Source organism: Gemmata sp. SH-PL17 (assembly GCF_001610855.1).
Lineage (GTDB): Bacteria > Planctomycetota > Planctomycetia > Gemmatales > Gemmataceae > Gemmata > Gemmata massiliana.
In genome coordinates this window covers 6,725,084-6,742,967 of sequence record NZ_CP011271.1, presented here as the reverse complement: position 1 = coordinate 6,742,967, position 17,884 = coordinate 6,725,084, and the positions used below count along the sequence as shown (strand labels likewise).

The window sequence follows — 17,884 nt, the reverse complement described above, 5'->3', positions numbered from 1 at the left end:
GGTTAGCGCCGCGCGCGACCGGTTCTCGTGATCGAGATACAGACCATGTCAGAAACACCCGCCGTTCCCGCTCCTCCCCCGCCGCCGTACCCGGCGCCGGTTTGCGAACACGTGTCGCGGGGGAGCATTTCCGGAACCGTGCCGCCCCCGGGGCGCCGGGTGGTGGCCGCTCCCCGCGCGCTCATCGCCGAGGACGACCCGGTTTCGCGCACGCTACTGGACCACACTCTGCGCGGGTGGGGGTACGACGTCGTCGTCACCCGCGACGGGAACGAGGCGTGGGCGGCGCTGCTCGCCGAAGACGCGCCGAACCTGGCGATCCTCGACTGGATGATGCCCGGGCTGGAAGGACCGGAGGTGTGCCGGCGGGTGCGCGCACTGGCCCAGCCGATCCCCACTTACGTCATCCTGTTGACCGCGCGCGGGCAGTCGGACGACATCGTGGCCGGGTTGGAGAGCGGCGCGGACGATTACGTGACCAAGCCGTTCGACCGGCAAGAGCTGCGCTCGCGCATCCGCGTGGGGGAGCGCGTGCTGGCGCTCCAGCGGGGGCTGGCCGACCGCGTCCGGGATCTGGAAGCCGTGCTCGGTCAGGTGAAGGAGCTGAAGGGGCTGCTCCCGATCTGCAGTTACTGTAAGGCGGTCCGCGACGACCAGAACTACTGGCACCGGGTGGAAACGTACATTACCGCGCACTCGGCGGCCCGCTTCAGTCACGGCATCTGCCCCGGGTGCTGGAAGGGCGTGGTCGAGCCGGAACTCGCGTCTATCGAAGCCTCGACCTGAGTGCGCCCGCTCCTCCCGCGTTCGCGCGGGCGGGAGCGAGATCGAGTGCAGCGTCTCCGACGGGGTTTACGGGTTCAACACACCGCGGGGAACCGGCACCTACGTGATCGAGGCTCCATCTCAATCGAGCCACCCCCACTACTCCGGTCAAAAATTCCACTTAATTTGTCGGTCTGTTCGGATCACACTTCGCGCGATCCCGCGAACAATCACGCGGTGCGTTCAGCGCGCACTTTCATGGGACCGACTCCCGGTCTACGGCGCACTCCTCCAAACTCGTCTTTCCCCGCACAAGTTTCACACACTTCGCCCGGCTACGGACATTGACAAAGGTCTGGGTTCGTGTTGCCATTCAGCGGAATTCGAGGTTTCCTCGGAGACTGTTAGATCGCCCGGTCGCCCCCACTATTTATTAACACTTCTTGTATTCAACGTCGCACGGAGCGATCGATGCGGTTTTCGCATGCGTTTTCAATTGCGGTTTTGGGTGTGACCGTCGTGACGACTATCGGGTGCGGGAAGGGGCCGGGCGAGCCGCCCCCGCCCGAACCGCCGACGGTCGCGACCGTTCGCCCGAAACTGACGCGGCTCAACCCGACGAAAGAGTTTACCGGGCGCCTGGTTACGAAAGACCCGGTGAAGGTGCTCCCGCAGGTGACCGGGCGCGTGCTCACGCGCGAGTTCAAGGACGGCGACTACGTCGAAGAGGGCAAGACGGTCCTGTTCCGGATCGACCCGGTGCTCTACATGGCCGACGTGGAGAAGGCCAAAGCCGACATCTCGAAGGCGAAGGCCGACATCGCGAACTGGACGGCGCAGATCGAGCGCGACAAGGCCGAACACGCCCGCATCACACAACAAATCAATACCGGCGTCGGGTCCAAGACCGAACTGGACAAGGCCGCGGCCAACGTGAAGGTGTCCGAAGCGCAGTTGGAGGTCTCGAAGGCCACGAAGATCGCGAACGAGTCGGCGCTGACGAAGGCCGAAGAGAGCCTCAAATACTGCACCATCTACGCCCCGACAACCGGGCGCGTGAGCCAGACGTTCGTGATGCCCGTAGCGTCCGGGGCACTGGTCGACGCCTACAAAACGGAACTCGTTTCCGTGTACCCGGTTACACCGATCTACTGCTTGTGGGAAGTGGACGAGCTCACGTCGCTATGGTACACGGAACGCATCCGGGCGGGCGCCATCGCCACCCCCGAGAAGATCGGGGTGACGATCAAGCTCAAGAACGAGAAGGACTACGTCACGGACCCGAACGACCGGGTCCACAACAGTACCGTCAATTACGCCGACGTCCGGATCGAGCGCGAAACGGGCACGCGGACCATTCGCGCCGAGTTCGCGAACCCGCTCCCCCCGGCCGTGCCGGGGAAGGATCGCGTGCCGCCGCTTCTCGACGGGTCGTCGGTGCAGGTGCGGGTCTCGGCCGGTAGCCCCCGCGAGGTTCTGGCGATACCGGAGTCCGTAATCTTCAGTCAGCAGCGGAAACAGTACGTGTACGTGGTCGTAGAGGGGAAGGCCCAACTCCGCGAGGTCGAGCCGGGCGAGGCGTTCAACGGGCTCGTGGAAGTGAACCGGCGGGCGTCCGCGTCCGCAACGAGCGGGCTGGACGAGTCCGATACGGTCGTGGCCGACAACCTCCTGCGCGTGCGCCCCGGCGTGCCCGTCACAGTGAAATAACCAATCGTGTCGAGTGACAACGTGTGCGCGCCGGCCCGGTCCCGCCCGGGCCTCGGTGTCGCGCGTCACTTGCTGTTCTGATTCGCGAACCCTGACCCGGCCCATTGCTCATGCAGTTTTTTATCACGCGACCGGTTTTCGCCGCGGTGCTCTCGGTGCTGATTACGCTCGCGGGGATACTCGCGCTCACTCAGCTCCCGATCGCGCAGTACCCGGAAGTCGTCCCGCCCCAGGTCGTGGTCACCGCGAACTACCCCGGGGCCGACGCGCGCACGCTGTCCGAGACCGTGGCCGCTCCCCTGGAGCAGCAGGTCAACGGCGTTGAGGGGATGATGTATATGGAGTCGCAGGCGACCAACGACGGCGCCATGCGGCTCATCATCACGTTCAAGCACGGCACGAACCCGGACATGGCGCAGGTTCTGGTGCAGAACCGGGTGAACGTGGCCCTGCCGCAGTTGCCCGAGGAGGTGCGCCGGCTCGGGGTCGTGACCAAGAAACAGTCCACCGCGATCCTGCTCGTCGTGAACATGTTCGCGACGAAGGAGGCGAAGTCGGACGCCGAGATCTTCGAGCAGCAGTTGGCCGTGAGCCGGCACTCGAACCTCGCGGTGAAGGACGAACTCGCGCGCATCGACGGGGTCGGCGACGTGTTCATGTTCGGGAACCGCGACTACTCGATGCGCGTGTGGCTGGACCCGGACAAGATGACCAACGTGAACCTCGTGCCGGCCGAGGTGGTGGACGCGATCCGCAAGCAGAACGTACAGGTCGCGGCCGGGCAGATCGGCCTTCCGCCGGTCCCGCGCGGGCAGGCGCGGCAACTCGTGGTGAACACGCTGGGCCGGCTGAAAACCGAGCAGCAGTTCAAGGACATCGTGGTGAAGACCGGGGCGAAGGGCGAGGCGCTGGTGCGGTTGCGCGACGTGGCCCGCGTCGAACTCGGGGCGAAGGCCTACGACTCGTCCAGCGCGCTGAACAACCGCCCCTCGGTCGGGCTCCCGGTGTTCCAGCTCCCGGGGGGGAACGCCTTCAGTACCGCGACCGCGATCAAGGAGAAGATGAAGGAGTTGCGCGCGTCCCCGGACTGGCCGGACGGCCTCGAGTACGACATTGTTTATGACCCGACGGACTTCGTGCGGGCGAGCGTGCAGGAGGTGGTGAAGACGCTGTTCGAGGCCATCGTCCTCGTGTTCATCGTGGTGCTGCTGTTCCTGCAGAACTGGCGCGCGGCCCTCATCCCGATGATCGCGGTGCCGGTGTCGCTGGTGGGGACACTCGCGGTCATGTTCGCGCTCGGGTACTCGATCAACAACCTCACGCTCTTCGGTATGGTGCTCGCGATCGGCATCGTGGTGGACGACGCGATCGTGGTGGTCGAGGCGGTCGAGTTCCACATCGCGCGGGGGCTTACCCCACTCGACGCGACCAGAAAAGCGATGTCCGAAGTGGGGATGGCGATTATCGGTGTGTCGCTCGTGCTGTGCGCCGTGTTCGTGCCGGCCGCGGTCATCCCGGGGTTGACCGGGCAGTTCTTCAAACAGTTCGCGGTGACGATCGCGGTCAGTACGGTGATCTCGGCGTTCAACTCGCTCACGCTCAGCCCGGCCCTGTGCCCGATCCTGTTGCGGGACCACCACGGTGGGAAGGACTGGATCGATAAGGCGCTGTTCTACTTGTTCGGGTGGTGGTTGTTTCGCGGGTTCAACTGGACATTTGACCGCGGGACGAAGTTGTACGGGAGTTCGATCGGTTGGCTGATCCGGCTCACGGTCGTGGTGCTGGTGGTGTACGCCGGGCTGTTGGGGCTGGCGTATATGGGGTTCCGCACGGTACCCGGTGGGTTCATCCCGCAGCAGGACCAGGGGTACTTGGTTGTGAACTTGGAACTGCCCCCGGGCGACGCGGTCGAGCGTACCGACGCGGTGATGAAGGAAGTGGCCGATGCGTGCCTCTCGACGGACGGCGTGGCCAACACGGTGCAGATCAGCGGGTACTCGATCTTCTCCAGCGCGAACGTCTCGAACAACGGCGGTATTTACGTGTGCTTGAAGCCGTTCGAGCAGCGCAAGGGGCGCCACGCGGATGACATCATGCGCGACCTGAACGCGAAGTTCGAGAAGATCCGCGGTGGTACGGCGACCGCGTTCGGCGCGCCGCCGATCCTGGGACTGGGTAACGCCGGCGGGTTCAAGATGCAGATCCAGGACCGTGGGAACTTAGGGTCGGAAGCGCTCGAAGGGATGACGTGGGCGCTGGCCGGGGAAGCGAGCAAGAACCCGGCGGAAGGCATCCCGGCGGCGTTCAGCTCGTACCGGTCGAACAACCCGCAGGTGTTCCTCACGGTGGACCGCGACCGCGTGCAGCAGATGGGCGTGTCGGTCAGTGCCGTTAACGACGCGCTCCAGTCGTACATGGGGCAGGTCTACGTCAACGACATCACGCTTGACAACCGGAACTGGCAGGTGACCGTGCAGGCCGACGGGCCGTTCCGCCGGTCGGTCGAGGATCTGAACAAGATTAAAGTGCGCGGGGCGAACGGCGACATGATCCCGATCGCGGGGCTCATCAAAACGGAACCGTACCAGGGGCCGACTAAGGTCAACCGTTACCAGATGTACCCGTCGGCCGACCTGAACGGGATCACGATCCCGTTCCTGATCTCGTCGGGGCAGGCGATCGAGAAGATGGAGAAACTCGCGAAGCGCGACCTGCCACCGGGCTTGAGTTACGAGTGGACGGACATGGCGTACCAGCAGAAGCAGGCCGCCAACACGAAGGTCGGGCTATCGGGCGTGTTCGAGTTCCGCGGCGACACCACGCTCCTGGTGTTCGGCCTCAGCGTGCTGGTGGCGTTCCTGGTACTGGCCGCGCTGTACGAGAGCTGGCTGCTACCGCTCGCGATCGTGCTGATCGTGCCGATGTGCCTCCTGTGCGCCGTGATCGGGCTACTGGTGACGTTCCAGGACTTGAACGTGTTCAGTCAGATCGGACTGGTGGTGCTGGTCGGTCTGGCGACCAAGAACGCGATCCTCATCGTGGAGTTCGCGAAGCAGAAGCGCGAGGCCGGGATGCCGCGGTTCGAGGCGGCCGTCGAAGCCGCGACCCAGCGCCTGCGGCCCATTCTGATGACCAGCTTCGCGTTCATCCTCGGCGTGGTTCCGCTGCTGGTCGGTGAGGGTGCGGGGGCCGAAATGCGGAAGGCGCTCGGTACCGCGGTGTTCAGCGGGATGTTGGGCGTGACGGTGTTCGGGATCTTCTTCACGCCGGTGTTCTACAACCTGATCGAGCGCTTCCGCGGCAGCAAGGCTCACGCGCCCGCACCGGCGCACGAGCCAGCCAAGCCGGAGGCGCCGGTTCCGCCGCACACGGCGTAATGACTGGAGTGAACTTCCACCCGCTCCGTGACCGTCGCGGTTCGCCAAGGACAATGGTGAACTGCGACGGTCGCGGAGCGGGTGGGCGTTTGTAGCCCGCACTTTCCGGTGTCGCGAAGTGGCTCGCGCCGCCGTACACTATCCCCCGTGTTCTTGTCCTGTCGTGTGACACTCGCGTCCCAGGGGCAGTTCCCGATGAGCGACCTCGCGTTCTTCCGCGGGAAGGCTGTTCGATCAGCCCGCGGCACAAATAGGATTCCCACTCTCGTTCTCGCACTCGCACTCGTCGGAGTCTGGACCATGCCGGCGGTTTCGGACGAAGGGATGTGGTTGCTCAACGACCCGCCCAAACAGCACCTCAAGGACGCGCACCAGTTCGACCTCACCGACGTGTGGGTGAAGAACGCGATGCTCGGGTCGGTGCGCCTCAACAGCGGCGGATCGGGCGGGTTCGTGTCGGCGGAGGGGCTGTTCGTCACGAACCACCACGTCGCGGCCGACTCGTTGCAGAAGCTCAGCAAGGCGGGCCAGGATTTCCTGCGCGACGGCTTCTACGCCGATACGCGCGAGAAGGAACTGAAGTGCCCGGACCAGGAAATCAACGTACTCCAGGAAATCGTCGACGTGACGGGTGATGTGAACGCCGCCGTGAAGCCGAACATGACCGGCGCGGAAGCGTTCGCCGCCCGGCGCGCGGTGATGGGCAAGATCGAGAAGGACTCGCTCGACAAGACCGGGCTGCGGTCGGACGTGGTGACGCTCTACAACGGCGGGCTGTACCACCTGTACCGCTACAAGAAGTACACCGACGTGCGCCTCGTGTTCGCCCCGGAGCGGCAGATCGCGAGCTTCGGCGGGGACGTCGATAACTTCGAGTACCCGCGCATGAACCTCGACATCGCGTTCTTCCGCGCTTACGAGAACGGCGCGCCGGCGAAGACGCCGAACTTCTTTAAGTGGAGCGAAACCGGACCCGCGGGCGGCGACTTGGTGTTCGTGACCGGGCACCCCGGAACCACCCAGCGCCTCGAAACGCTCGCGCGCCTCAAGCACCGCCGCGACCACACGCTGCCCTACACGCTGTACCGCTTGCGCACGCTCGAAGCGGCCCTGAAACAGTACAGCGAGCAGAGCGGCGAGAACGCGCGGCAAGCCGCCACTGATTTGCACAGCGTCGCGAACGCGCGCAAGGCGTTCAGTGGGCAACTCCAGGGGCTGCTCGATCCGAAGATCATGGAACAGAAGCAGAAATCCGAGCGCGGGCTCGTTGAGAGCGCCGCGACACACAAGTACCGGTCACTGACCCCCGGGCCGGTCGATCCGAAACGGTTGGCCGCGTTCGACGACACGCTCGACGCGCTCGTGAAGATCGAGGCCGTCCAGGTGAAGCTCCGCGGGTTCGAGAAGGAGCACGGGCTGGTCGAAACCGGGCACGCATTCTTCTCGCCGCTGTTCGGCACCGCCCGGCACTGCGTGCGGATGGGCGACGAGTTGCCGAAGAAGTCGGCCGACCGGCTCCGCGAATACCGCGACTCCAACCTCGAATCGCTCAAGTACCAGCTCTTCAGCCCGGCGCCGATTTACCCGGAACTGGAGCGCGCGAAGCTCACCGCGTCGCTCACGTTCATGGCTGAGAACCTCGGCGGCGAGCACGCGCTCGTGAAGATCGTTCTCGCGGGGAAGAACCCGGCCGCTCGTGCGGAAGAGTTGATCGCGGGGACGAAGCTCCTCGACCCGGCCGAGCGGAAGAAACTGGTCGATGGCGGGAAGGAAGCGATCGACGCGAGCAAAGACCCGCTCATTGTTCTGGCGAAGTCTGTGGACGCCGAATCGCGCAAACTGCGCACGCAGTACGAAAACGAGACCGAAGAACCGGAGCGTCAGGCGTATGCCGCGCTCTCCGGCGTGCGGTTCCTGGCCTACGGCAACTCGGTCGCACCGGACGCAACATTCACGCTGCGCCTGGCGTTCGGCACCGTGCGCGGGTACGAGGTCGGCGGCGAGAAGTTGAACTTCCACACGACGTTCGGCGAAGCGTTCGAGAAGGCCGCGAAGTTAGACGGCAAGGAGCCGTTCGATCTGCCGAAGCGGTGGCTGGAGGGGAAGGACAAACTCGACCTCAAGACCCCTTTTAACTTCGTGAGCACTGCGGACACGATCGGCGGCAACTCCGGCAGCCCGGTTCTGAACCGCGCGGGCGAACTGGTCGGCATCAATTTCGACCGAAACCGGCACGGGCTGGTGCGGAACTTCGTGTACACCGACGTGCAGGCCCGGCACATCGCGGTTCACTCGAAGGCTGTACTGGATGCGCTCCGCAAACTGTACCCGGCCGCGCCGCTCGTTAAAGAACTGACGGGCAAGTAACCACACCGCGGGCATGTGTTCCACTCGTTCGTTGGCACTCGTGGTTCGCCAAGAAACATTCAGGCGAACCACGAGTGCCAACGAACGGGTGGAGTCCGGCAGTCTCGTCTAACGTTCACGCCGGTCGAGTCACTCACCTCACGATCGCACAACCCGAGTCGTCAGACACCGTTACAGCCGAGCCAGCGTGCGCGCGGCAATCCTGGGGCGACGCCCCGACGCGCTCGGCCGGCGGTTGTTTGAGTATCTCTTCGCGTGCGAGCCGCAGGGCACCTTCCTCGTCCATCGCGGGAACTCCGCCGCCGCGCCCGGTCGCCAGATTGAGCCACACACCAACGAACCGCGAGACACGCGGTCGGGCGCCCGGCAGCGGAATGAGGGGCGGGAATCCGGGCGGCAGCTTGAGCGGCTCGAAGTCCTTTCCCGCGCTATAGAGGTACCACTGACCGTTGTGAAGCATCGCAGGCATAGTCAACGAACCCGCTTGTGTGGTTACGGCTGTTCACACTCAATGCGAAATTCTGCCGGCTTGTCCGCCACCAATTTTCCCTTACACCGCCGAACCCTGAAGAAATGAGTGCCCCTTGAGGTTGTGACGAATGGGGCCTTGCGTCACAATGCCATCGACCCACAGGAGCGCACGAATGCCCGCTTTCACTGCGAGAACCACGCCGAAAACCAAGTTCCCCACGATCGCCGACGTCCAAGAGCGGATCGGCCACGTCCCCGAATCGCGCATTCTGTCGTTTCCCGCCCCGGGTACCGCGACCGTACAGGACTTGCTCGATGGCTCCATCACTGGCGACCGAGGGTGCGAACTCGTCGACGGGATTCTCGTGGAGAAAACGATGGGCTTCCGAGACGATGCGATTGGCGCGCGGATCATCTACCTCCTCTTGGCGTTTCTTGAAACGCACAATCTCGGACTCGTAGCCGGTGCTCAGGGACTGATTCGGTTCAAACTCGATTTGGTTCGCGTGCCCGATGTCTCGTTCATCCGCTGGGACAGCGTGGACGACCCGAACGAGATCGAGAACCCCGCCGGCGCGTTTCTGGAAGTGCCGCCGGACCTCGCGGTAGAGGTGCTCAGCCCGAGCAATACGCAGCGCGAAATGGAGATCAAGCTCGCGGAGTATGCGAAATCTGGCGTGAAACTCGTGTGGTTCGTGGACCCCGAGCGGAAAGAAGTGGATGTGTACCCAAAGGGCAACCCGAAGCGCAAGAAGACGCTCGGGGTGAACGACGAACTGGATGGTGGAACCGTGCTGCCGGGGTTCGCTGTGAAGGTGTCGCGGATTTTCGAGAGCCGCGCGCCGAAGGCCCCTAAGACTTCAGGCAATAAGACTCAGCCGAAACCCAAAAAGGGACAGTGACGGAAGCGGGCCACCAACTGTGACCCGCTTTCGTGCGGTCGCTCAGTCACTGCACTCCGCCGGAGCGGTTCAGCACTTCCGGATGACGCCGGCCAGCACGCCCAGGATGCGAATGTCTTCGCGGGCCGGGTCCACGATGATCGGCTCCATCGTGCTGTTCATCGGGTGCAACTGGATCTCGTTCTTCTTCTTGTAGTATTTCTTCAGCGTCATCGCTTTTTCGACCATCGCGACCACCTTCTCGCCGTTCTCGCACGTTTCCTTCTTGCGGATCACGACGAAGTCGCCGTCGGCAATGTGGCCATCGATCATCGAGGTGCCGCGGACCTTCACGACGAACAGGTCGTCGCTGCCGAACAGGTCGCGCATTTCCAACCGGTCGTCTTGTTCGGTCGTTTCAATCGCGCGACCGGCCGCGACCACGCCGACGAGCGGGAGGCTGAACCCGCCGGACGTGACGCCCGGGATCGTGATCCCGCGCGCCTGCGCCTTGACCGAGTTCTCTCCCTTTTGGATGCGCTGGATGTATCCTTTCGATTGCAGCGCCTTCAAGTGGCACATGACGCCGTTCGGCGACGAGATGCCGAACTCGGTGCAGATGTCGCGGATCGCGGGTGGGAAGCCCTTGTCCTCGATGTGCTTGCGGATGAAGTTGTAGATCGCTTCCTGGCGATCGGTCAGCAGGGGGCGGTCGGACATAGGTGGCCTCAACGAGGAGTTAGTGTAGACAGACGGTTTTCCTCACTGGAGGTTTATCCAGGTCTGTCGGTGGTTGTGATGAACCGGGGTGTATTTCTCGTGCCTTTTCGGATCACGCAACCGGCACAATCGTTACACCCGTCCACTGTATGAAAGTATAAGTAACAACTGTTCACAACGGAAGAGAAAAATTTCGCTTTCTGAGCTTGCGCGATACCATTTCGCCAGGGCTTGAGGATTCTCCCCTCTTTTGGGTGCGTCGTTTGGAGCATTTGACCCCAACTTGGTTCCCCGAGCTGTTTGCCCAACTCCTTAACGGGCAAGATTTACCGGCGGCCGGGGTGACGGAAGCGGTGCGCGATCTCGTCGCCGGGCGCGTGGACGAGGCCCGCGGGGCCGCGTTCCTGACCGCGCTGCGAATGAAGGGCGAAACCGCGGAAGAAATCGCCGCTGCGGCGCTCGTGCTGCGGGAACAGATGATTGGACTCGTCCCCGTGTCCGGTCCGGTTCTGGACACGTGTGGCACCGGCGGCGACGAAAGCGGCACGTTCAACATCAGCACCGCCGCGGCGCTGGTCGCGTGCGGGGCCGGTGTGCCGGTGGTGAAGCACGGCGGGCGAGCCGTGTCGAGTAAGTCGGGCAGCGCGGACGTGCTGCGCGAACTCGGCGTGCCGATCGAGGCCGGCCCGGAGTGGGCACAGCGGTGCCTCGATCGCACCGGGTTCGCGTTCTGCTACGCCCCGCACTTCCACCGCGGTATGGCTCACGTCGCCGACCTCCGGAAAAGGCTCGGTACCCGCACGCTGTTCAACCTGCTGGGGCCGCTCGCGAACCCAGCCAATGCACCCTACCAACTTCTTGGTGTGGGCAAAGCTGAGTTGCTCGATCCGCTGGCCGCGGCACTTGCGCGTTTAGGGGTTCGGCAGGCTGTGCTGGTCACCAGCTTCGACGGACTGGACGAAGTGAGTCTCTCGGCGCCGACGATGGTCCGCGTGGTGCGCGGGGACGAGTACGACGTCCTTGAATGGAGCCCGAGCGAGTTCGGGCTGGCGCCGGTTTCGCCGGCCTCGATTCGCGCGGCGGACTCGCGCGAGAGCGCGGCCATCATTCGCGGCGTGCTGAACGGCGAAGACGGCCCGGCGCGCCGCATCATCGTCGCGAACGCGGCGGCCGCGCTGTGGGCGGCGGAGGCCGTGCCCACGCTCCGGGACGGCGTCGAACGAGCGGACGCGGCGCTGAAGGCGGGCAAGCCGCGCGCGGTGCTGGCGGAATTGTGCCGCCGGGACAGCTCGGCGGGCTAAGTCTTGTCGAGTACCAGATCGACCACCCAACACCCGCGCACGTGCGTCAACGACGTGTCGCGGCAGTGGTTGAGGATGTCGGCGTTATCACATCCGGCATCTTGAAGCGCGTCCGCCAGAATCGGCATCGCGTTGAAGTCACGCGATTCGTACATCTGTGATGCGAGCGCGATGGCGTCGGACGTGCGCCAGGAAGGGGAAAAGATCACGGGGCGGAATGGGTTGCCGAAGATGTCGCGGATGAGACTGACCTGATTGGTTTGTTCGGTTCGTAACGCGGATACGAACTCGGGCAAAGCCCGAACCGCAGTCTCGTCCCTGCGCTGGTTCATGTCTCCCGGCCACCCCCTCGGCTCCCAGAGGGCGGCGATCCGTTCCAACCCGGGATTACCACTGCGCCAGAGCGCATCGTAAGCGACGGCGTCACACGCGAAGTCGGCGCAATTTGCCCATTGGCCCCGGCAAGCAGTCTCGAAAGCTCCCGCGGAGTAATGTAGCGCGTAAAGTCCGGCTTCGCCCGGGTTGCGGATCGACGCGCCGGTGCCGATCGCATCACTGACCACATCGCCCAATGCGGCCCGAAAACGGCTTTCACCGTCTGGCCCCTCGACTTCATTTTCCCACGCGACAAGGGCCGCGCGACATCCTTTCGTGTCCTCACCACTCAGCAGAAACTGGATGCGTTGGCAGCAAGCGAGTGCAAACAATCGCAGTTTTCGTTTGTCTGTCCCATCGTCAACCGCTTTCAGCAGTAAAAGTGGGTCTTCGCACATTAGCCACTCTGCTTCGGTCATCTCTCGACCTCTGAAGCCGATTTCGCTTCAACGCGGTAGATGCTGAGAAGGTCACTCCTGGTATCGCTGTCTGTACTCGTAGCCAGGCCATGCGGACCTGGCAAATCGGAAATGACGCCGGCGGAGCTAAGGACTACCGGACAAAACTACGAAGTCGCCTATCCTGATCGGCACCCATTCTGCTCAGGATTCGGTCCATGCAACTGAAGGATCTGGCCCGCGAACTACCGGAAGGCATCTGGGCGGTCTTTGAGCCGGTCCTGCCGACCAAGGTTTGGTCCGGCAACGGTCGCCCGCCGTGCGGCAATCGGGAATGCCTTCACGCGCTGTTGTACGTCCTGGCCTCGGGCATTAGTTGGGAGTTGCTCCCGTGGTGCTTCCCGTCGTACAAGACGGTCCAACGCCGACTCAAGGACTGGCTCCGCGAGGATGCGTTTCTTCGGGCGTGGCAACAACTGGCCGAGCGGTACCAGCGGTTGCACGGGATCAACTGGGACCAGATCCTCCTCGACGGGTCCAAGAAGCCGTCGGAAAAGGGGGCGAAGCTTCGGGGCCGAGTCCGGTTGATCGCGGCAAGTCGGGCACGGCGATCCACATAGCGAGCGACGCGCGAGCCATGCCCCTGGCGGTCGTAGTCACCAAAGCCGGGGCCAACGACGGCTGCCAGACCCACAAGGTGCTGGCGGCCCTGGTCGTTCGTGCGCCGGCCCCGGAGGTGCCGACCGACACGACCGACGAGCGGGGCCGACCAACCGCCCGAGCGGACGGTGCATACGGGAACGAACCGTCGCGGGGCCGAGCCGGTTCCCAGGGGTTCCGGTTGTACGCTCCCGGCCGTGGTCAGAAGCGCCCCGGAGTCGGCAAGGTGCGCAACGCCGTCGAGCGGTGTCACAACTTCTTCGCCCAGTTCGGCCGGGTCCGCAGGCGGCGCGACCGCAACGCGCGCAACTACCTCGGCTGGTGCCAGATGGCGGCTTGCGTGATCCTCTTACGATCGGGTTTTGTCCGGTAGTCCTAAGCTCCGCCGGTTCGCCCGCAAGCCTTCTGCATGACCGCGACCCGAGGAAACTCAGCGTCGGTCGCGTGCGACTACTTGACGGGTGGGACCGGGGGAATTCCTTCATTTGAAATTGGAATGGGAATTGGCACGAAGGGAGTCGGTCCCTTCTCGCTCCGCGATATCGGACCGCGGATCTCATACGTCAGTTGTGTCCCGGCCCGGACGTTGTCCTCTTCGCCGGGACCGACGCCCGGCGGCGTGCGGCGCCACGCGATCCCCTGGCACGTGATCCGGTACCCCTCGTTGAACATGCCCGTGAGCTGCGGGATCGTGAACGCCATGCTCGACGTCGGGGCCGGGTACTCGGGCGGGATGGCGGTCAGATAGTAGTTCATCCCCGTCAGCATCCCGGTCGTGAAATAGCGCTGCAAGTCGCCCCGCGTTTGCGCGTAGATCATCGCGGAGATTTCCTTGCTGGCCAGCGTGAGCGCCAGCGGCTTGATCTTCTCCTGGTCGGCGTACAACTTCCCGGCGACGACGAAGTACACGTTCGTTCCCGCGAGGTCCGCGTTCGGGTCTTTCGAGCGGTCCTCCGGTGGCACGTAGGGCGGCATGACGAAGAGAGCCTTTGAGACGCCCCCATCAATGTGCCGCTCCGTCACACACCTGCCGTCCACGTCGACCGTGATGTGCTGTGGCGGGAAGGCGCCCGGAATGGCGGACGACCCGAGGAGAATTTGCTGAATGAGCTTCACGTCCTGCGGGCGCCCGCGACAGGCGATTGCCCCGATGTCCCAGACGACGAACTGTTTGCTCTCCGCCGCGGTCGTGCCGATGTAGAGGCGCCGGCCCTTTTGGTGCTCCCGGGCCAGTTCGCATATCACCTGCGGGGACAGCACCTCCGCCACCTTCTCGGCGAGCGGGGTGTTGTCCGCGAGCGACTCACGGAACAGCCCGCGCACGGGCTTCATCTTGTAGAGGTCTTTTGCTTCCAGGGTCGTGTAGAACGTCTTCAACTGTTGGTCGTAGGCTGACCCGAGGAACGCGAAGGGGGCCGTCAGCGCGCCGGTGCTGATGCCGGTCACGACATCGAACTCGGGGCGATCGCCGCGCGCGGTCCAACCGCACAGAACCCCCGCCGAGAACGCCCCGAACGATCCGCCCCCGGACAAACTGAGGACGTTCTTCTCCCGAAACGGAGTGTTCGGGTTGCGCTCCTTTAAAGCCTTTTCCAAAGCCGCTTTACGCACCATCTCCGAGCGCGCGGCAATCTGTTTGAAATCGGCTTGGGCACTGAACTCGGCTTGCGCGACCGGGTCGATCGTGTCACGGGTGTGCATGCCGAGGGTGGTGGGCGTTGGGCATTCTCGTCTGGCTTGACGTGCGCTTTTGCAGCCAGTTGCAACGACGCCGAGCAGCGTCGCCAAGAATATCACCGAGCCAACTCGCTGCTGGAATAAGCTCATGGGATATTTCTCCAGTCAAAAGTATGCATCGGCTCGATTTCCCGGAAAACGGATATTCACATTCCTAATCGGGTGTTTAGTCGGGGCGCATCAGGAAATAGGCACAATCCTTGCAAGCCGGGCAAACGGCATGAACGGGTGAGGGGAGCGGATCTGGGGTACCCGGACGCACCTGTTCCGAATCACCGTACTCTCGACGTGAACGGCTCCGGCGTGATTACCGGCACTCCCTTTGCAAGTGCCGGCGCGGGAATTGCTTACCCGCTGTCGCCAAATCGAAAGTAGTGGTCCGATACTTGGTTTCACTCACAGGGGCGGCCCGGTAAAATGGGCGGACTCTCGCTCGCGGCTCGCTCTCTCCGTCGGGAACAATTCAATGCCACGAAAGGTGCTCCTCATCGCCGATCCGGGGATCGACACCGCGTTCGCGGTGGCCCTGGCGCTCAACGACCCGAACCTGGAAGTCGTCGGTCTGTTACCGACGGCCGGGAACGTGTCCGCGGAACAGGCGACCGCCAACGTCCACACGCTCATCGACGTCCTCGATCCCCCCAAGTGGCCGAAGCTCGGGGCCGCGCTACCTGTGCGCTACGACACGGACGGCACCGCCCTCCACGGACCCGGTGGGCTGGGCGGCGTCACGTTCCCGTCCGCCACGCGGCACACGCTCCACCCGGCTGACAAGATTTTGTGCGAACTGGCACACGAGCACCCGCGCCAGATCACGGTCATCAATCTCGGCCCGCTCACGACGCTCGCCACCGCGCTCGATCGCGATCCGGTTCTGCCCGCGCTACTCGATCAGACGGTCGTTATTGGTGGGTGCTGGCGGGAAGCGGGGAACTCCGGTCCGGTGGCCGAGTTCCACATGCACCTCGACCCGGACGCGGCCAAGCGCGTGTTCGCGGCCGAATTGAACCCGCTGCTCATTACACTCGACTCCACGCGCCGGCTGATCTTCTCCCCGCGCGACCTGCTGAACTTGCCGAACCCCGATTCGCGGACGTGTCAATTCCTGCGCCAGATCGTGCCGTTCGGCATCCGGGCCAGCTCGAACCTGTACGGCATCGAGGGCTTCCACCTCAAGGACGTGCTGGGCACTGTGGCCGTGGCGGTCGCCGGGTGCGTGAGCAGCGAATCGCATTATGTGGACGTCGAGACGCGCGGTGAACTGACGCGCGGGATGACGGTGATCGACACCCGCCCCAGTCCCGCGTCCGCGCCGAACGCCCGCGTCGCGACCAGCGTTGCAGTGGACGAGGTCCGAGAGTACATCCAGCGCATTCTGAAGGCCGCGCATTAGTTTGTGGAAGAGCCGTGAACCGAAGCATGAGGCTCGACAATAATTAGCGGCTATCGGTAACTTGAAAGAGCCGGCTGCGAGGACCGCACTCCAGGGACACAGGTTGCGCACGGAGCATTCATGATGCGTTACACCGCGACGATGGTACTTGGCCTGGTGCTGGTTGCGGGTACTTCCGCACAACCGCCCGATCCGGAACCGGTTCCGCTTCCGTTGCCCGCGCCCAAGCCGACGCTGGCACCGGCTCCGATCCCGCTTAAAGCGCCCAAGAGCGTGCCGCAACCGACGTCCCAAGAGGTTGCGGATCTATCGAAAACGCTCCGCACACTCACGCTCGCGAACCTCCCCGAACCGCTCGTGAAGGCGAACGACGGGTGGGGGAAGCAGAAGGAGTTCGTTGTCGGTGCGGTGATGCTGCGCAACCCCAAACGGTTCGGAGCGGATGCGCCGCGCCAGATGGTTAACGACGGCTTGTGGCGCCGGACCACCGTTACTGCGCGGAAGCCGGCCGACACGCTGAACGTGGCGATCGCCGATCTCGTGCGCCTGGACGCGAACACGGCGAACCTGGCACTCGACACGGAAATGGAGATCGACTTCCGCGTCGAGCACCAGCTTTGGAAGCGCGGCATCCAGCTCTACTCGGGCGAGACGCGCGGGCACTGCAAGGCCGGGCTGAAGATCAAAGCCGAGGTCGTGAGCAAGAGCGAAAAGTTACCCGGCTCGTTCTTCCCGAAGGTCACGCTGCTCATCAAAGTGACCGACGCAAAACTGTTCCACGACAAGATCATCATCGATCACACCGCCGGCCTGGACGGTGAGGACGCGAAGGCCGCGGGTGATTTCGTCCTCGACACGGTGAAGACGCTCAAGCCGGACCTGGAAAAGCAACTCTTGGACAAAGCGAACGCGGCCATCATGAAGGGGGCCGGGTCGAAGGAAATCAGACTGGAACTCGACAAGCTTCTGGGAACGGCCGTCAAGAAGTGAGCCGGTCCGAGGGGTCGTTGAGTTCTCGCGGTTGCGTCACTCCACCCGCTCGTAATGTAACGGCTCGGCGAATCACGTTAATGGTCGGATGGGCGTGCGGCGCAATATGGCCCGCTGGTCCCGGGTCAGCAGACACGGGCTAGCACGCGAGCGCGACAAATTCGCTCCAGAGGATCGCTAGAATGGCCGCCCGGCCAATTGCAGCGAAGTTGCCCGCATCCCACGAGGTGCCGACATCATGAGCGAACACAAGGACGCGCCGTCCGACAAAGACGCCGAACTCGAACGTGAGATCCGTGCAGAGCGCAAGTTTTCGTTGAGCGAAGCGATCGGGCGGATGGCCGGTCCCGGGATGATGAAGGGCGTGTCGCCGGTTACACGCAAGCGCCAAGCGGAGATCGAAGTACAGGAACACATCGCCCGTCACCTGACCGATGCCGGGGGCGTTCTCGGCACCGTCGTCCTCCGCCTTTTCACGGAAAGCGAAGTGCTGCTCAACAACCTCGACCAGCCGCTCGCGGCGCTGGCGACCGGCATCCGGAAGGTTCTCGACTCGGACTATCTGCTGAAGGAACTCGTTCGCGAGGCCGACGTGGAGTGGGGACGAGTGTTTGGGGAACGGCCGCACTTCGAGGTGGAGGGCCGCCCGCCCGACCCGGACGACCCCTACACGCATGCGTCGGTCAGGGCGGCGCTGACCGCTTTGTTGGAGACGTTAGCCGTCGGCGAAACGTAGCAT

At 63.9% G+C, this 17,884-nt stretch carries 15 protein-coding genes; 11 read left to right on the top strand and 4 right to left on the bottom strand.

Going from position 1 to position 17,884, the window contains the following annotated elements:
• The first annotated feature begins 45 nt into the window (after positions 1 to 45).
• From VT84_RS27815 to VT84_RS27800, 4 genes are all read left to right on the top strand, one after another.
• A complete protein-coding gene (locus VT84_RS27815) occupies positions 46 to 786 on the top strand; it encodes a response regulator transcription factor (protein WP_082841790.1) in 741 nt (246 codons plus the stop codon).
• 450 nt (positions 787 to 1,236) lie between these two features.
• Positions 1,237 to 2,475: an efflux RND transporter periplasmic adaptor subunit gene (locus tag VT84_RS27810; protein WP_052555926.1), complete on the top strand. Its 1,239-nt coding sequence runs from the start codon at positions 1,237 to 1,239 to the stop codon at positions 2,473 to 2,475.
• Between the two features lie 110 nt (positions 2,476 to 2,585).
• The gene (locus VT84_RS27805; protein WP_082841789.1) at positions 2,586 to 5,852 is read left to right on the top strand and encodes an efflux RND transporter permease subunit; all 3,267 of its coding nucleotides are present in this window, start codon (positions 2,586 to 2,588) and stop codon (positions 5,850 to 5,852) included.
• A gap of 300 nt (positions 5,853 to 6,152) precedes the next feature.
• On the top strand, positions 6,153 to 8,219 hold the full coding sequence (locus tag VT84_RS27800) for a S46 family peptidase (protein WP_082841788.1): 2,067 nt from the start codon (positions 6,153 to 6,155) through the stop codon (positions 8,217 to 8,219).
• A gap of 133 nt (positions 8,220 to 8,352) precedes the next feature.
• Here VT84_RS27800 and VT84_RS27795 read toward each other — a convergent pair whose 3' ends face one another.
• Complete coding sequence (locus VT84_RS27795) at positions 8,353 to 8,688, bottom strand: hypothetical protein (protein ID WP_157469883.1); 336 nt, start codon at positions 8,686 to 8,688, stop codon at positions 8,353 to 8,355.
• A 175-nt stretch (positions 8,689 to 8,863) separates the two neighbouring features.
• Between VT84_RS27795 and VT84_RS27790 the strand changes: the two genes are divergently transcribed.
• The gene (locus tag VT84_RS27790; protein WP_162271868.1) at positions 8,864 to 9,592 is read left to right on the top strand and encodes a Uma2 family endonuclease; all 729 of its coding nucleotides are present in this window, start codon (positions 8,864 to 8,866) and stop codon (positions 9,590 to 9,592) included.
• 69 nt (positions 9,593 to 9,661) lie between these two features.
• Here the strand turns inward: VT84_RS27790 and lexA are convergent, their stop codons facing one another.
• The gene (gene lexA, locus VT84_RS27785) at positions 9,662 to 10,291 is read right to left on the bottom strand and encodes a transcriptional repressor LexA (RefSeq protein WP_082841785.1); all 630 of its coding nucleotides are present in this window, start codon (positions 10,289 to 10,291) and stop codon (positions 9,662 to 9,664) included.
• A gap of 254 nt (positions 10,292 to 10,545) precedes the next feature.
• On the opposite strand from lexA, the gene trpD reads away from it, so the two are divergent.
• The gene (gene trpD / locus VT84_RS27780) at positions 10,546 to 11,592 is read left to right on the top strand and encodes an anthranilate phosphoribosyltransferase (RefSeq protein ID WP_255359512.1); all 1,047 of its coding nucleotides are present in this window, start codon (positions 10,546 to 10,548) and stop codon (positions 11,590 to 11,592) included.
• On the opposite strand, the gene VT84_RS41315 is transcribed toward trpD, so the two are convergent.
• Positions 11,589 to 12,386, bottom strand: a complete 798-nt coding sequence (locus tag VT84_RS41315; protein WP_239465486.1) for a hypothetical protein — start codon at positions 12,384 to 12,386, stop codon at positions 11,589 to 11,591. The genes trpD and VT84_RS41315 overlap by 4 nt on opposite strands.
• A gap of 197 nt (positions 12,387 to 12,583) precedes the next feature.
• On the opposite strand from VT84_RS41315, the gene VT84_RS27770 reads away from it, so the two are divergent.
• Entirely contained in the window at positions 12,584 to 12,985 is a 402-nt protein-coding gene (locus VT84_RS27770) for a transposase (protein ID WP_082838127.1), read from the top strand.
• A gap of 17 nt (positions 12,986 to 13,002) precedes the next feature.
• Positions 13,003 to 13,398, top strand: coding sequence for a hypothetical protein (locus VT84_RS27765; RefSeq protein WP_082838126.1), 396 nt, complete (start codon positions 13,003 to 13,005; stop codon positions 13,396 to 13,398).
• A gap of 77 nt (positions 13,399 to 13,475) precedes the next feature.
• On the opposite strand, the gene VT84_RS27760 is transcribed toward VT84_RS27765, so the two are convergent.
• On the bottom strand, positions 13,476 to 14,726 hold the full coding sequence (locus VT84_RS27760) for a patatin-like phospholipase family protein (protein WP_162271867.1): 1,251 nt from the start codon (positions 14,724 to 14,726) through the stop codon (positions 13,476 to 13,478).
• A 502-nt stretch (positions 14,727 to 15,228) separates the two neighbouring features.
• On the opposite strand from VT84_RS27760, the gene VT84_RS27755 reads away from it, so the two are divergent.
• From VT84_RS27755 to VT84_RS27745, 3 genes are all read left to right on the top strand, one after another.
• The gene (locus VT84_RS27755; protein WP_052555908.1) at positions 15,229 to 16,155 is read left to right on the top strand and encodes a nucleoside hydrolase; all 927 of its coding nucleotides are present in this window, start codon (positions 15,229 to 15,231) and stop codon (positions 16,153 to 16,155) included.
• Positions 16,156 to 16,275: 120 nt separating this feature from the next.
• Positions 16,276 to 17,145, top strand: coding sequence for a hypothetical protein (locus VT84_RS27750; RefSeq protein WP_082841782.1), 870 nt, complete (start codon positions 16,276 to 16,278; stop codon positions 17,143 to 17,145).
• 238 nt (positions 17,146 to 17,383) lie between these two features.
• A complete protein-coding gene (locus VT84_RS27745) occupies positions 17,384 to 17,881 on the top strand; it encodes a hypothetical protein (protein ID WP_082841781.1) in 498 nt (165 codons plus the stop codon).
• Positions 17,882 to 17,884 lie beyond the last annotated feature (3 nt).

Bases quoted from the DNA above. Each gene is read 5' to 3' on its own strand.
- VT84_RS27760 (WP_162271867.1), bottom strand. From the start codon at position 14,726: ATGCACACCCGTGACACGATCGACCCGGTCGCGCAAGCCGAGTTCAGT.
- VT84_RS27750 (WP_082841782.1), top strand. From the start codon at position 16,276: ATGATGCGTTACACCGCGACGATGGTACTTGGCCTGGTGCTGGTTGCG.
- lexA (WP_082841785.1), bottom strand. From the start codon at position 10,291: ATGTCCGACCGCCCCCTGCTGACCGATCGCCAGGAAGCGATCTACAAC.
- VT84_RS27795 (WP_157469883.1), bottom strand. From the start codon at position 8,688: ATGCCTGCGATGCTTCACAACGGTCAGTGGTACCTCTATAGCGCGGGA.
- VT84_RS27810 (WP_052555926.1), top strand. From the start codon at position 1,237: ATGCGGTTTTCGCATGCGTTTTCAATTGCGGTTTTGGGTGTGACCGTC.
- VT84_RS41315 (WP_239465486.1), bottom strand. From the start codon at position 12,386: ATGACCGAAGCAGAGTGGCTAATGTGCGAAGACCCACTTTTACTGCTG.
- VT84_RS27770 (WP_082838127.1), top strand. From the start codon at position 12,584: ATGCAACTGAAGGATCTGGCCCGCGAACTACCGGAAGGCATCTGGGCG.
- VT84_RS27815 (WP_082841790.1), top strand. From the start codon at position 46: ATGTCAGAAACACCCGCCGTTCCCGCTCCTCCCCCGCCGCCGTACCCG.
- VT84_RS27765 (WP_082838126.1), top strand. From the start codon at position 13,003: ATGCCCCTGGCGGTCGTAGTCACCAAAGCCGGGGCCAACGACGGCTGC.
- VT84_RS27745 (WP_082841781.1), top strand. From the start codon at position 17,384: ATGAGCGAACACAAGGACGCGCCGTCCGACAAAGACGCCGAACTCGAA.
- VT84_RS27790 (WP_162271868.1), top strand. From the start codon at position 8,864: ATGCCCGCTTTCACTGCGAGAACCACGCCGAAAACCAAGTTCCCCACG.
- VT84_RS27805 (WP_082841789.1), top strand. From the start codon at position 2,586: ATGCAGTTTTTTATCACGCGACCGGTTTTCGCCGCGGTGCTCTCGGTG.
- VT84_RS27800 (WP_082841788.1), top strand. From the start codon at position 6,153: ATGCCGGCGGTTTCGGACGAAGGGATGTGGTTGCTCAACGACCCGCCC.
- VT84_RS27755 (WP_052555908.1), top strand. From the start codon at position 15,229: ATGCCACGAAAGGTGCTCCTCATCGCCGATCCGGGGATCGACACCGCG.